At 34.4% G+C, this 13,747-nt stretch carries 13 protein-coding genes; 3 read left to right on the top strand and 10 right to left on the bottom strand.

Annotated elements, in window-relative coordinates; genetic code table 11:
- Positions 1-89: 89 nt before the first annotated feature.
- The gene (locus tag J8M14_RS08915; RefSeq protein WP_211074238.1) at positions 90-350 is read right to left on the bottom strand and encodes a hypothetical protein; all 261 of its coding nucleotides are present in this window, start codon (positions 348-350) and stop codon (positions 90-92) included.
- A 234-nt stretch (positions 351-584) separates the two neighbouring features.
- Here J8M14_RS08915 and J8M14_RS08910 point away from each other — a divergent pair, with 234 nt between their 5' ends.
- Positions 585-1,790, top strand: coding sequence for a DUF418 domain-containing protein (locus J8M14_RS08910; protein ID WP_211074237.1), 1,206 nt, complete (start codon positions 585-587; stop codon positions 1,788-1,790).
- Between the two features lie 2 nt (positions 1,791-1,792).
- On the opposite strand, the gene J8M14_RS08905 is transcribed toward J8M14_RS08910, so the two are convergent.
- The 9 genes from J8M14_RS08905 to J8M14_RS08865 all read right to left on the bottom strand — a co-directional run bounded on the left by J8M14_RS08905 (position 1,793) and on the right by J8M14_RS08865 (position 11,513).
- A complete protein-coding gene (locus tag J8M14_RS08905; protein WP_348772836.1) occupies positions 1,793-2,542 on the bottom strand; it encodes an SH3 domain-containing protein in 750 nt (249 codons plus the stop codon).
- Positions 2,543-2,554: 12 nt separating this feature from the next.
- A complete protein-coding gene (locus J8M14_RS08900; protein ID WP_211074235.1) occupies positions 2,555-4,321 on the bottom strand; it encodes a BatD family protein in 1,767 nt (588 codons plus the stop codon).
- Positions 4,322-4,408: 87 nt separating this feature from the next.
- Complete coding sequence (locus J8M14_RS08895; RefSeq protein ID WP_211074234.1) at positions 4,409-5,305, bottom strand: tetratricopeptide repeat protein; 897 nt, start codon at positions 5,303-5,305, stop codon at positions 4,409-4,411.
- A 1-nt stretch (position 5,306) separates the two neighbouring features.
- The gene (locus tag J8M14_RS08890; RefSeq protein WP_211074233.1) at positions 5,307-6,341 is read right to left on the bottom strand and encodes a VWA domain-containing protein; all 1,035 of its coding nucleotides are present in this window, start codon (positions 6,339-6,341) and stop codon (positions 5,307-5,309) included.
- Positions 6,342-6,348: 7 nt separating this feature from the next.
- Positions 6,349-6,870 (bottom strand): NAD(P)H-dependent oxidoreductase, encoded by a 522-nt coding sequence (locus tag J8M14_RS08885; protein WP_211074232.1) that lies wholly within the window; start codon positions 6,868-6,870, stop codon positions 6,349-6,351.
- Positions 6,871-6,872: 2 nt separating this feature from the next.
- Complete coding sequence (locus tag J8M14_RS08880; protein WP_211074231.1) at positions 6,873-7,877, bottom strand: VWA domain-containing protein; 1,005 nt, start codon at positions 7,875-7,877, stop codon at positions 6,873-6,875.
- 2 nt (positions 7,878-7,879) lie between these two features.
- Positions 7,880-9,541 carry an LPXTG cell wall anchor domain-containing protein gene (locus J8M14_RS08875; RefSeq protein ID WP_211074230.1) on the bottom strand — a complete coding sequence of 554 codons (1,662 nt, stop codon included), beginning with the start codon at positions 9,539-9,541 and terminating at the stop codon, positions 7,880-7,882.
- A gap of 13 nt (positions 9,542-9,554) precedes the next feature.
- Positions 9,555-10,421, bottom strand: a complete 867-nt coding sequence (locus tag J8M14_RS08870) for a DUF58 domain-containing protein (protein WP_211074287.1) — start codon at positions 10,419-10,421, stop codon at positions 9,555-9,557.
- A 90-nt stretch (positions 10,422-10,511) separates the two neighbouring features.
- The gene (locus J8M14_RS08865) at positions 10,512-11,513 is read right to left on the bottom strand and encodes a MoxR family ATPase (protein ID WP_211074229.1); all 1,002 of its coding nucleotides are present in this window, start codon (positions 11,511-11,513) and stop codon (positions 10,512-10,514) included.
- A 258-nt stretch (positions 11,514-11,771) separates the two neighbouring features.
- On the opposite strand from J8M14_RS08865, the gene J8M14_RS08860 reads away from it, so the two are divergent.
- Together J8M14_RS08860 and J8M14_RS08855 are read left to right on the top strand one after the other, a co-directional pair.
- Positions 11,772-12,524, top strand: a complete 753-nt coding sequence (locus J8M14_RS08860) for an SDR family NAD(P)-dependent oxidoreductase (protein ID WP_211074228.1) — start codon at positions 11,772-11,774, stop codon at positions 12,522-12,524.
- A gap of 85 nt (positions 12,525-12,609) precedes the next feature.
- Positions 12,610-13,746 carry an ATP-binding protein gene (locus J8M14_RS08855; protein ID WP_211074227.1) on the top strand — a complete coding sequence of 379 codons (1,137 nt, stop codon included), beginning with the start codon at positions 12,610-12,612 and terminating at the stop codon, positions 13,744-13,746.
- Position 13,747 lies beyond the last annotated feature (1 nt).

The raw sequence follows: 13,747 nt of genomic DNA, 5'->3' as shown, positions 1-13,747 counted from the left end.
TAAAAAGGTAATTTGGATAATAATTTTAAGTACACAAAGACTCTTCAAACAATATCAAAGAGCATTTAGTGGAATCAATTAAAGCTGTATTAAATAAACTGTAAAAATTCTGGAGGTGGTGTCTTGTGTTCCAGATAAACTGATGTATTATGTGTATAAAAATCAGGATAAGACTTGATAAAAATATCCGCAAGAGCAGATTCTTTATCATCAAAAAATTGAGAAATCTTATCTTTTTCTTTATGATCTTCTTTCTCAGAGCTTTCTTTCTCTTTTTGCTCAGAATTGTCTGTTTCCTCCAGAACCATTGACGTTTTTTCATCACAGGAATAGAAATTTATCAATCCCATGCTGTAATTCGCAATGTTAAGGAGAAATCCAAAAACAATTAAAAACTTTGCAATTTGAAGCTTTGTGAACACTCTTAATATAAATTAGAAACGCTAAAATAACAGTATTACTTTCAAATCTTGTTAAATGAATTGTAAAATTAGTGAAACGACTGGGAATTTTAAACAAAGTTTAGTATCAGTCACTTTTCTAATCCTGTAACATTCCGACTAAAGTATTATCTTTATTATAGTTTGGAAAAGAATCCTTCACATAGAATAGTAATCATTGATGCTCTAAGAGGGTTTGCATTAGGTGGTGTTGCACTAGTTCATATGACCGAACAATACATTGCTTCTCCTCCACCAGATGGATTGATGGAAGTAACCAATGGGATCTTAGATCAAATCTTTCAAGGTATTATCGGTTTTTTGATTATTGGTAAATTCTTTGCCCTTTTCTCCATATTATTCGGGCTTAGTTTTTTTATACAAATGGAATCTACATCAAATAAAGGTAAAAACTATTCCAAACGATTTCTTTGGAGGTCATTTTTATTGTTGCTCATTGGATATACCCATCATCTATTTTATAAAGGAGATATTCTTACTATTTATGCTCTATTAGCTCCTTTTTTGATTCCATTTTATCGAATTAAAAATACATGGATATTATTAGTTGCAGGGTTAATGCTGGTCAGTGTTCCAAGGTTTATTTCATTTAGTATTTTTGGATCCGAAAGTGCTTTTGGTTTACCTTCTTTTATGGACGCAAACAGTGAATTCAATACATCCTATATACGCACTCTTAAAGAAGGAAGTATTGGAGAAGTTTTCTCAGCCAATGCAAGAATCGGAATGCTTCAAAAGATGGATTTTCAGGTTGGTTTTTTTGCTAGGTTCTACTTAACCTATGGTTATTTTTTAATTGGGCTTTGGTTAGGTAAAATCAGTCTTTTTGAAAAAGTACAGGAATACATTCCGAAAATAAAGAATTGGCTTAGGTGGTCTATTTTATTTTTTGTTATAGCTCTAATCATTACAGGTGGAGTATTTGCTTTATCTCCACAGCCCGTTGATTTTAAACATTGGTTACATGTAATAGCTATAAATGCGTATGACTGGTCAAATATCTGTCTGACTGCTATCATCTTGTGTAGTTTTATATTGTTATATCAAAAGAATCGTGGGAATAAGATCTTGTCCTTTTTTGCTCCTTATGGAAGAATGGCTCTTACCAATTATATCCTTCAATCCATAATCGGAACTTTTATATTATTTGGATGGGGACTTGGATATCTAGGAAAAATACGCGTCTCATACCTTGTAATTATAGCTATTGTTCTTATAAGCCTGCAAACCATTGGTAGTAGGGTATGGTTACATTATTTTAGGTATGGGCCATTAGAATGGATATGGAGATGTACTACAATAGGTAAGATACAGCCTTTAAAAAAATAAACCTATAACTCCTTAAGATCAGCTGCAGGAATCCAACCTATTTTTCCATCCGCCAACTTGATTTTTTTCCAATCATTTACAGTTTCTGTAACCTGTACTTTAGTTCCTTCGTGTAGTTCGAATACTTCTTCACTTCTAAGATTCGGTTCACTTTTAATAATAGTTTCCTGAGCAAATATGATAGCATATTGATTATTTTGGATAAGATCGTATTGCCTAAATCCAAATACGATACCCATTAAACCCACAGCTAATATTAACCAAGAACTAATAAAGAATAGTCTTTTTCTGGATGAAATCTGAGCGGTATAGTAGAGAATGAATAGTATTACAAATAGTAGCATACATATTACAGATATCCAGGCCCAACCATCAAAACTAAGCATATTAGTAAATCCATTGATTGTACGGGATATAAAACCTTCAGGAATTACATCTATAGCATCTATAGTAGCATTTTGGGCAAAAGCCAAATTGTTCTTAACATCTTCATCTCCAGGAGATAATTCTAACGCTTTTTCGTAATAATAGATACTTGGTCCAATATTACTTAATTTATAATTAGCATTACCTAAGTTATAATATAAAGAAGCTGATTCTTGACCGGCATCCAAAATCGATTTATACGCATCTATTGCTTCTTGGTACTTGTCTTGATTATAGAGTTTATTTGCCTTATCAAAAGTTACATCCTGCTGAGCAAAACCTATACTCGCTATTAAAAGAATAAATATCTGTAATATCTTTTTCACTTTTCTATCCATTTACAATTGTCTGTCAATTGAAGCTATTACCCTAGAAGCTTTATCATAATCCTGTTGCATCGCCGATGTTGACGATGGCGTATACCTAGCAAATTCGCAACTTTCTAATAAAGCAATAAACTCTATTGCTACTGCATCTTCTACTTCTTTTTCTTTTAACAAACGCTGAATTCTATCCTTACTCATTTCACTGGTTTGGATATGCAATTTTGCCTTAAGATAATTATGTAAAGCTCGTTCCATAGCAATATAGAACTCTTTTTGATTACCCAAATTCTTTTTAGCCTCGGAAAGATATTTTCGGGCTAGTTTATCTGCTTTTCGGATTCGGTTACCGCTGATATCACTTCTTCTCTCTTCTCTTCTCTTCCCGAAGAACAAAAACAATGGAATTGCTAATAGCGGTGCTGTTAATGCCACCCAATATGCTGTGGATTTAAAGAAATGTTCTTTGGTTATAGGTTGAAGATCAGCATTCAATTTTAAAAACCTGAATTGGCTTCCGGTTTGCGTAACTTGTTTTTTTCCTGTTCCGCTCGCTTCCGATGTTGTAACAACATTTCCCCCATCAGGCCCAGTTTTGACATTAATTACAATTTCATCAGAAGTGACTCTTTTATAACTTTCAGTTTTTAAATCAAAATATGAGAACGAAATTGGCGGTATTGGATATTTACCTTTATACTGTGGAACTAAAGTATAAGTGTCGGAGATGTTTCCGCTCATACCAGTAAGGTTGGTTCTCACTCTTTCGGTATGTTCTGGTTCATATTGTTCTAATCCGCTTGGTACATTTAACTTAGGAAGATCAAATAATTTTAAATTTCCGTTACCCGAAACTAAAACTTTAGCTTCTAAAGATTCTGTTGCGTCTAGTGATGTTTTATTGGGTACTACCTTAAAATCAAAAGAACCCACAGCTCCAGAGAAATCATCAGGTTTTCCTTGAATTGGTAAAGGTTTCACATTGATTGTCCTATTACCGGCTGCAACAGTTTTATTGACCGTAGAATATAATCTTCCTCCAAAAATATCTCGTCTGTTTGTAGGAACATCTACTGAAATAGATAAGGTTAACGGTTCTATATTTAACTTACCTGTTTTCTGCGGATATAAGACAGTTTTACGTAACACTACGAATCGATATCGTTCTCCTTTATACTGTCCGTTCTCGATTTTGAGTTGTTTCATATCGATAGCCTGACTCCAGAAATCACTGTATTTAGGGCTATCCATTTCTCTCCAATTACTTACACTAATTCGTTCACTCACATATAACTTATACACTACAGTAATAGCCTCATTAAGGTAAGGATCAGCTTTAGAAACCTCGGCAACCAAATGTAAATTTTCACTGGCAACAAAATCACTATTATTACCATCCTTAGGTTTATCAACTGCTGCAGTTACCTCTACCGTAACCGGTAGAGTTTTATAGAGCTGTCCATCGATCTCAATAGAAGCTTGTTTTATCGTAAATTTACCTCTACGTGTTGGAGACAAAAAATAACTGAACGTTTTGGCATAAGATCTCTTACCATTGATCCAGGAATTACTAATGGACTGATTAGGTCCTCCCACAACTTTAAACCCTGTAAAGCTAGGAGGAGTAAAATTATCTCCGTCCTTATTCATCTCAAAATCTACACGCAACCTCTCGTTCACTCCCAGTCTTTTCTTACTTACTTTGGCCTCAAACTTCACCTGAGCCATAGCAAGCTGTGAAAAAGCAATGCATACGGTAAGAAGAATTAATTTTAATTTCATCACAATGTCTTTTGTGTCATTTCCACTTTGGTGGAAATATATCTCATTATATTAACAGAATTCCGTCTTCGCAGAATTAATAATTTACTACCAATCTTTATCGGTTCTGGTCTTTGTTCCTTTTACTTTTTTAGCATTTATTTTGTCCTGAACCTTCTTTTCTTCATTATTCATAGCTTCCAGAAGGCTTTTTACCTGCTGAGGAGATAATTGCCCCTGAACCTGCTGTGGCTGTTGTTTCTGATCTTCAGGCTTACCTTCTCCTTCTTTTTGATCCTTGTTTTTATCCTCTTCATCCTTAGGCTCTCCTTTTTCATCTTTTTCTTCTTCGCCTTCCTTATCCTCTTTATCTTCTCCTTGATCTCCTTTATCCTTTTGATCGCCTTCTTTATCTTTCTTTTCCTCTTCGCCCTCGTCTTTTTTATCGTCCTTGTTATCTCCTTCCTGGTCTTTGTTATCTTTATCTTGATCCTTGTTCTCGTCTTTATTATCCTTATCCTGATCTTTGTTCTGATCATTCTCCTGCTGTTGTTGTTCAAGCATTTTTTTGGCTAAAGCCAAATTATAACGAGTCTCATCATCCTTAGGATTATTACGCAATGCATTTTTATATGCATCTACAGCTTCTTTATATTTTTTTTGTTCCATAAAGGTATTACCCTGGTTATGGAAGGCTTTGTGTTTTTCGGTTTTGGTGGTTGCTATTTTTGCCGTTTCTATATATCGCTCTGTAGCCTCATCATATTTTTCAGAATTATAATAGGCGTTTGCCAAATTATACTTTGCCGTAGCATCTACAGGATTCTTTGCTATCGCCTTTCTATATTCTCCTTCAGCTTTAGGAAAATTACCATCTTTGATTAACATTTCATTTCCTGTAGCTACATATTGTTTAGCTTCAGCAATATCTTTCTCTAGATCTTTCTCCTGAGAAAAGGTAATCCCAAACTGAAAACAAAGTATAATTATTAAATATCTCTTCATCTTACTGCTCATTAAACAGGTTTAATTTTTTTACCCACAATGTTTTTCTTTCTAATAAGAAAATATCTAAAAACAACAATAATAATCCCGCCATTAGAAACCACTGGAACTGATCTTTGAAATCTGCAAATTGCTTGGCTTCGAATTCTTTTTTATCCATATTCTGTAGAATTTCAGTTACTTCTTCTACAACAGCACTCGTACTTCTACCATCAATGTATGTGCCATTTGCTTCATTGGCAATTTCCTGCAAAGTTGTCGGGTTTAATTTAGTAATTACTGTCTCTCCCTGACTATTTTTCTTATACGCTTGTACAATTCCGTTGCGTTTAATCGGTATTGGGTTTCCTTTTTCAGTTCCTACTCCAATGGTAAAAATCTTGATTCCTTCTTTGGCCGCTTCTTCTGCAATAGTCGTTGTATTTCCTTCGTGGTCTTCTCCATCACTAATCAAAAATAATACTCGATTAGTCTGTTCTTCGTCGTTATAATAGGTTTTTGCTAACTCAATCGCCTCATTAATGGCAGTTCCTTGAGAAGATAGCATATCTGTATTCATGGACTGCAAGAACATCTTACCGGATGCATAATCTGTGGTAATTGGCAACTGAGGATATGCACTGCCTGCATAAGCAATGATCCCAATGCGGTCACTTGCCAAATTGTTAATGATCTGTGTTACTAATTGTTTAGATTTCTCTAATCGATTAGGTGCAATGTCTTCTGCCAGCATACTTCTTGATACATCAATGGCAAATACCACATCTACGCCTTCGCGTTTCACGGTCTCTAGCTTTGTACCCACTTTTGGGTTCACCAAGGCTACCACAAAACAAGCCAAGGCTAAACTAATCACAATGATTTTTAGAATAGATTTAAAAATCGACTGATTTGGGCTTAGTTTTTTTAGCAGATCTTTATCCGCAAATTTCTTCTGAGTGGTTTTTTTCCAAACTAAAACTCCTAAAAATAGTAGTATCAGTACCGGAATACCCAATAACAACCAGAAATATATTTTTTCTTCTAATAAGTACATATTATAATTATGCTTCTATCTTATTCTTTATTTTTAATGCAAATGCATTTATCTTTTCTTTTACTTCCATAGGAAGTTCTCCATTATTAACCCATGTATGTATATCTCCTGCATAGTTCATTCCTAAATAATCTGCACTTCTAGAAAAAGGTAAGTTAAACTTATCCGGCAGATCATTATCATTACTGCAGCTTACAACAGCCATATTCTTTCCTCTTAGCATTCGGCCATAATCCTTTTCATTTTTCAGAAAATCTGATATTCGATCCAAAAAAACTTTCATCAATCCACTCATAGTATACCAATAGATTGGAGTTGCAAACACTATAGTATCATAATTTTGGACTAATCCTTTGAATAAAAAGTTAAAATCATCATCTACATTCTTAAAATCATAATCGTAATGCCCAATTTCTTTTTGATTTAAATCAACAAATTCAAAGCCAGTCATGTCTTTTAAATAAGCTACAACTTTAGACGTGTCTCCATTACTTCTGGAGCTAGCTTGTATAATGATTCCTTTATTCATATTTATATAAAACTTCTAAAAACAGTATACCTCAACAAAAATTCTACAAAAATCAGAAAACCTGCTAATAACACCAGTGATCTGAATTTTTCTTCATAATTATAGAATTTAAACTCTTCTACATCCGTCTTCTCTAACTTATCAATTTCTTCGTATATCTGTTCCAGTTTTTTATTGTCCGTAGCACGGAAGTATTTGCCTCCTGTAACTTTAGCAATTTCTTTTAATAGTTCTTCATCAATTTCTACCCTAGATCTTCCATACTGAAAAGAACCATTGGGTAAAATCGCCACTGGAGTTAATGCCATACCATTTGTACCTAAGCCGATGGTATAGGCTTTGATACCATATTCAACAGCCAATTCTGAAGCTATTTTAGGGTCTATAAATCCTGCATTGTTAGAGCCATCAGTAAGTAGAATGATTACTTTACTCTTCGCCTTACTATCTTTAAGCCTATTTACAGAGGTTGCCAGCCCCATACCAATTGCAGTTCCATTTTCCAGAACATTATCATAGCGTACATCATTCATAGCGCTTAGCACAATTGACTTGTCACTAGTAATTGGTGTTTTGGTAAAGCTTTCTCCCGCATAAACTACTAAACCAATACGGTCATTAGGTCGGTCTTTTATAAATTCTGCAGCAACTTTCTTTAAAGCTTCCAGACGATTTGGTCTTAGATCCTTTGCTAACATACTCGCAGAAACATCAATAGACATTACGATATCAATACCTTTAGTGGTTTTAGTTTTAGTAGATACATCCACCGTCCTTGGTCTTGCCAAAGCGGTTATGATCAAGGCTAATGCAACCAGCCTTAATAAAAACAATATAGGTTTAAGCTTAGTCAACCAGCTACCGGATATCTTAAACCCTTTAACACTGGATATTTTTAATTCTGCCTGTTGTCTATTTCTTTTCAAAATAAACCATGCTACTGCTAAAGGCAGCAGTAAAAACAACCAAAAAAACTGTGGGCTCTCAAATGTAAAATTTTCAAACATGGTTATTTGGTAGTTCTAAGTTCAACTGAATTAATAATTCTCTGCGCAACATCTTTGGCATAACGGTCCTCAATATCATAAATCACTGTGATCTGCTGAAAACCTCCTTTTTCACCAAAATTCAGCATCATATATTCACATTTTTTATTGTATTTATCAATAGGGTTTTTCACATCAAAGTTTCCAAAAACCTTAATTCCTTTAGCTCCTCCTAATGTTTGATATTCTTCATTTTTTACAGTGATATTCTTACCCCCTTGGCCTTCGAGATAACCAACAACTCCCTCTACAGCTTTTTCAAGGTCTACTTTGGTTTCTTTCTGATACGACATTGTAGTTACCACAACATAAAAATTACTCAAAATACTACCATAGACAAAAGTTTCATTTCCTTTTAGGATTTGTTTTTGCTCTTCGGTAAGTTTAAAGTTATTTCTTATTAACACCTTTGGAGTAGATATGGTTACGGAAGGTGATCCATATGCACTAGAAATCCATTCAGTCTCTGCTAATTCCTTGGTTGGATGGCCTAATAAGGTATCCTTAACCAAATCATAACCTTTGATAATAATAAATATCCCCAGTGTAATTGCTATCACTCCTACTCCCGCAATGCTTCCAAAAATTATCTTCTTTCTTTGCTTCTTTAGAGCGGCAGTTCTTCGATATTCCTCATCCGCCAGCAATTCTTCTTCTGTTGGTTCCGGAATTGCCTCTTTAGTTTCATTGATCACACGTTCGATAACACTACGATCTGCTTTTGCAGTACCAATATCGGGCTTAGACTTGGCAAACTTTGCCATATCTGCAGTTTTCAATACGGTTTTAAGCTCGTCAATTGTATGTTTATCAAGGTTTAATGACCCTGATCTTATTTCTTCATCAAGCCTCTCTATTAATTCATCAGTCGTACTTTCCATGGCATGATCATATACTTCTTCATCGATATACTTACGTGCGGTATCACTTAATTGCGAATAATACTCTTTATGCGAATCTTGCTCCAACAAATGAGACTCATCAATTTTCTGAAGCGCAAGCATGGCTCTTTCGTACGGAGGAAGTTCTTCTTCCTTGGCTGCTTTCTTCTTTTTTCTTCTAAGGATAAAAAACGCAATTAGCCCTAAAATCAGCAAAGGAATCCCAATCCATAACAACCATTTTTTCCAGTTAATCACTAAAGGAGCATCTACCTCAACCAAAGGTTTGATCTCATACATCTTCTGCTTGGTTGTATCTACAAGAACATCGCGTACCTCAACCTTCATTGAATCTGTAAAAAACACACGCTCACCAATGGCTATTTTCTGTCTTGGAATAGTATATTGACCAGAATCAAATTGTGTTAATGCATACTCTTTTATCAAGCTGAATCGATTACCATTTTTGGTAGTGTCCGTTGTATAGGATTCGATTACTTCTAAAGGAGAGAATGTTTGTCCCTCAGGAAAAACCACAATCTCAGTAGAGTCTGCTTCGACCTGCATTTTATATCGAATCTCTTCACCTATTTCAATAGATGTTGAATCAATAGTTGCTGTGACCTGTGCTAAGCCCTCTTCAGCAAATAACAGAAACAAAGATATTATGAAAAACATCCCCCTTACCACCTTCAAAGGGGTAACGTATGCTTTATTTTTACTTCGTAATTCGTAATTCTTCATTCGTAATTCTCCCTTATCCTCTTCTTTTAAAATATCCTAACAATTTTTTTACGTAGCTTTCATCTACTCTACTGCTTAATGAACCTGCTCCACTACGGGTAAAACTATCTTTAAAGTAATCCACACGCTCTTGATAATATTTACCATAATTGATACGAGTCTTTTTGGAACCCGTATTTACCAATAACAACTCTCCGGTTTCTTCATCTTCCATCTGTACCATTCCTAGATTAGGAATTTCCTCTTCTCTTCTATCGTATACTCGTATCCCCGTTACATCGTGCTTACCTCCTACAATTTTAAGTGTCTGTTGGTAATCATCAGCAATAAAATCTGAAAGTACAAATACAATAGCCTTCTTTTTCATCACATTAGAGAGAAATTTTAAAGCTTCGGTAATATTAGTTTTTTTACTTTTCGGTTCGAATTCCAAAAGTTCTCTGATAATTCGAAGTACGTGAGATCTACCTTTTTTAGGAGGAATAAACAATTCGATTTCATCAGTAAATAAAATCAAACCAATCTTATCATTATTCTGAGTAGCTGAGAAAGCTAAAGTTGCTGCAATCTCCGTAATGATTCCTTTCTTAAACTGCTCTTGAGTACCAAACAACTGAGATCCAGAAACATCTACCATCAACATCATTGTAAGTTCTCGCTCTTCTTCAAACACCTTTATGTAAGGCTCGTTATATCGTGCGGTTACATTCCAATCTATATTACGGACATCATCACCAAATTGATATTGGCGCACTTCGCTGAAAGTCATACCGCGCCCCTTGAAAGTAGAGTGATACTCACCTCCAAAGATATGGTCACTTAAGCGACGCGTCTTAATCTCAATTTTTCGAACCTTTTTTAATAACTCCTTAGTATCCATGGTATTCATTTACGATTGATGATTGACGATTTACGAAGTAAAGAATGCTATGCAAAGTATTCCAAAATCGTACTTCTAGAATCAAAAATCCTAAGGTACTTCAATCTCGTTAACGATCTTATTAATGATGTCTTCAGAAGTTACGTTTTCAGCTTCAGCTTCATAAGTGATGCCAATACGATGACGCAATACGTCTAGAATCACTGCACGTACATCTTCTGGAATTACGTATCCTCTTCTTTTTATAAATGCATAACATTTTGCTGCAGTGGCCAAGTTGATACTACCACGAGGAGATGCTCCAAAATTGATCAATGGTTTTAATTCTTCCAAACCATATTTTTCAGGATAACGGGTAGCAAAAATGATATCTAAAATATATTTCTCGATCTTCTCATCCATATATACTTCACGAACAGCTTTCTGAGCATTCAGTATTTGTTCTATAGAAACAACAGGATTTACTTTTTCAAAAGATCCTTTCAGGTTAGCGCGAACAATTAATTGTTCTTCATCTAGTTTTGGATAATCGATAACAGTTTTCAGCATAAAACGGTCAACCTGTGCTTCTGGTAAAGGATATGTACCTTCTTGTTCTACAGGGTTTTGAGTAGCCATTACTAAAAACGGTTTGTCTAAAACAAAGGTTTCATCTCCAATGGTAACTTGCTTTTCCTGCATCGCTTCCAGCAATGCACTCTGTACCTTTGCCGGAGCACGGTTAATTTCATCTGCTAATACGAAATTGGCGAAAATAGGACCTTTCTTAATAGAAAAATCATTTTCTTTCATATTAAAAATCAACGTACCCACTACATCGGCTGGTAACAAATCCGGAGTAAACTGGATTCTGCTAAAACTTCCGTGAACAGCCTTGGACAGTGTATTAATTGCCAAGGTTTTTGCTAAACCGGGAACACCTTCTAACAAAATATGCCCTTGTCCTAATAATCCAATGAGCAATCGTTCAACCATATGTTTCTGACCTACAATTACCTTATTCATCTCCAAGGTCAATAAATCTACAAAAGCAGATTCTTTCTCTATCTTCTGATTGATTGAAGCAATATCAATAGAACTATTTTCTTCCATCTATTTTTTATTTTTTTAAAGCCGTGAATTTAATATTAGTTATCCAACATTGCAAATTGCTGAAATAATTTTCGCCACCTTGTTAATTCTTGGTTAAATCTGATTATAATAATTGACACAAGGCTCAAATTTTACAGTATATTTAAGCTTCTTTTTGGAAAAAACAAGACATAGCAATTTTCATCGTTTTCACGATGATTATACCAAAAGACGCAAGACATTTTTATGTGTTGCAATTTTTTTTAATAAATCTTTTTTATGAAAACAGCATTAATCACAGGTGCCACAAGCGGAATAGGTAAATCTACTGCTATAGCATTAGCAAAACACAATATAAATCTAATCCTCTGCGGAAGACGAAAGGAAAGACTACTTGAATTACAGCAAGAATTAAGCAAAGTTGTCAAAGTTCATACCTTATCTTTTGATGTAAGAGATAAAGACAAGGTTTTTGAAGCTATAGCGAGTCTTCCTTCAGAATTTAATAAAATTGATATCCTAATTAATAATGCCGGTAATGCTCACGGATTAGATCCTATTCAGACAGGAAGAGTCGATGACTGGGATGCGATGATCGATATTAATGTCAAAGGATTATTATATGTTTCTAAAGTAGTAATCCCAAAAATGATCGAGCAAAAATCCGGACACATTATTAACATTGGCTCTATTGCAGGGAAAGAAGTATATCCTAACGGAAATATATATTGTGCAAGTAAGCACGCTGTGGACGCTATCAATAAAGGAATGCTAATCGATCTAAATCAATATGGAATTCGTGTAGGTGCCATACATCCCGGATTAGTAGAAACCGAATTTAGCAATGTGCGTTTTAAAGGTGATGATGAAAGAGCTGATAACGTTTATAAAGGATTCGACCCATTAAAGCCAGAAGACATAGCAGATATTATTGCTTTTGTAGTCACACGCCCATATCATGTCAATATTTCTGATCTTATTGTGCTTCCTACTGCACAAGCAAGTGCTACAGTTTTAAACAAAAGTTTATAATTTCTTTATTCTCATTGCATTGCAAACCCAATAAAAATAGCTAAGTTTAGCTTGGGAAAAGTAATAATTGCTATTAGCAAAAGGAATGATTAACAAGCGTCTCCTCATAAAAAACCTACTGGCACATAATGACGAAAACAGTTTTTATGATAAGAAACGTAAGCTCAATATTGGCGAAAAGGAAGGCAAAGCCAAACTACTGAAACACATCTGTGCACTTGCTAATTCTAACCCAAAAAACAATTCCTACATTGTAATTGGTGTGGAAGATGAAGATAACCAAATCATAGGTGTCGATTTTTTTGATGATAGTAAAATTCAGAATTTAGTGAATGCCTATTTATCTAACCCTCCTATTGTTTCTTATGAAAACATTCCTTTTCCGCACTTGCCCTCAGAAAAGGTAGTTGGGCTGGTAACAATTCGTCCTCAAGGTGGTCAACTATGCTCGCTTCGCAAAAATATCTGGAAATATTATGGAGGTAGCGTCTTTTTTAGAGATGGAAGCATTAGTATGCCTAAAGTTTTTGATATTGAAATTAAAGATGTTAATTCTGAAATCGTTGAATCCATAGAAAGCCATGCTCAAAACAATATTGAACTGACTTTGGATGGGGTTTTTGATTTTATGAATTCCAGAAAAGATTATAGTCCAGCTTACAAAGTTTTTAAAGAATATTTTGTGGTTTGTTGGGCAGCAAAAGAAAAACGACAAAACGGAGAGGTATACTATTCCAGAGTTGATATAGAATTAATCAATGAACAGGTAAAATTGTTTTATTCTGAGCTAGATGAGGTAACCATTGAGTTATCTGAAGAGCATTTCAAAATTGTGGAGTATGTACAATTAGGGCTTCAGGACACTTATAATTATTATCCTCTGGAAGAGGTTGTCATTACTTTTAAGGATAATGTCAGTTATGATATAGAAAGTAAACTTTTGTTTGATCCACCTCAATTCAATCGCAAAACCTTACATCACCTCTACAACAGTAACAATGCTATAGTGGAAAAACTCAGAAATAAAATTCCATTATCAAAAAACGAAGAAAAAGATATTATCAACCTTCCTGCAACATATCTAATCTGTTATTTTAATGATTTTTCTGAAGCCAAAGAAAAACTTGAAGAAGTTAAACCATATCTAAAAAATTATAATGATAATGTATATTCTCTTTACAAAGAAAGTATGCGAATTTTAAGAAAAGTCAGATACAATTAAT

Origin of the sequence: Aquimarina sp. MMG016, from assembly GCF_018100805.1 — a bacterium.
Lineage (GTDB): Bacteria > Bacteroidota > Bacteroidia > Flavobacteriales > Flavobacteriaceae > Aquimarina.
This window is presented reverse-complemented; position numbering and strand designations above follow the sequence as displayed.

Excerpts from the sequence above, each read along its gene's own strand:
- J8M14_RS08860 (WP_211074228.1), top strand. The coding sequence starts at position 11,772 with ATGAAAACAGCATTAATCACAGGTGCCACAAGCGGAATAGGTAAATCT.
- J8M14_RS08875 (WP_211074230.1), bottom strand. The coding sequence starts at position 9,541 with ATGAAGAATTACGAATTACGAAGTAAAAATAAAGCATACGTTACCCCT.
- J8M14_RS08855 (WP_211074227.1), top strand. The coding sequence starts at position 12,610 with ATGATTAACAAGCGTCTCCTCATAAAAAACCTACTGGCACATAATGAC.
- J8M14_RS08900 (WP_211074235.1), bottom strand. The coding sequence starts at position 4,321 with ATGAAATTAAAATTAATTCTTCTTACCGTATGCATTGCTTTTTCACAG.
- J8M14_RS08885 (WP_211074232.1), bottom strand. The coding sequence starts at position 6,870 with ATGAATAAAGGAATCATTATACAAGCTAGCTCCAGAAGTAATGGAGAC.
- J8M14_RS08890 (WP_211074233.1), bottom strand. The coding sequence starts at position 6,341 with ATGTACTTATTAGAAGAAAAAATATATTTCTGGTTGTTATTGGGTATT.
- J8M14_RS08915 (WP_211074238.1), bottom strand. The coding sequence starts at position 350 with ATGGGATTGATAAATTTCTATTCCTGTGATGAAAAAACGTCAATGGTT.
- J8M14_RS08870 (WP_211074287.1), bottom strand. The coding sequence starts at position 10,421 with ATGGATACTAAGGAGTTATTAAAAAAGGTTCGAAAAATTGAGATTAAG.
- J8M14_RS08895 (WP_211074234.1), bottom strand. The coding sequence starts at position 5,305 with ATGAAGAGATATTTAATAATTATACTTTGTTTTCAGTTTGGGATTACC.
- J8M14_RS08865 (WP_211074229.1), bottom strand. The coding sequence starts at position 11,513 with ATGGAAGAAAATAGTTCTATTGATATTGCTTCAATCAATCAGAAGATA.
- J8M14_RS08880 (WP_211074231.1), bottom strand. The coding sequence starts at position 7,877 with ATGTTTGAAAATTTTACATTTGAGAGCCCACAGTTTTTTTGGTTGTTT.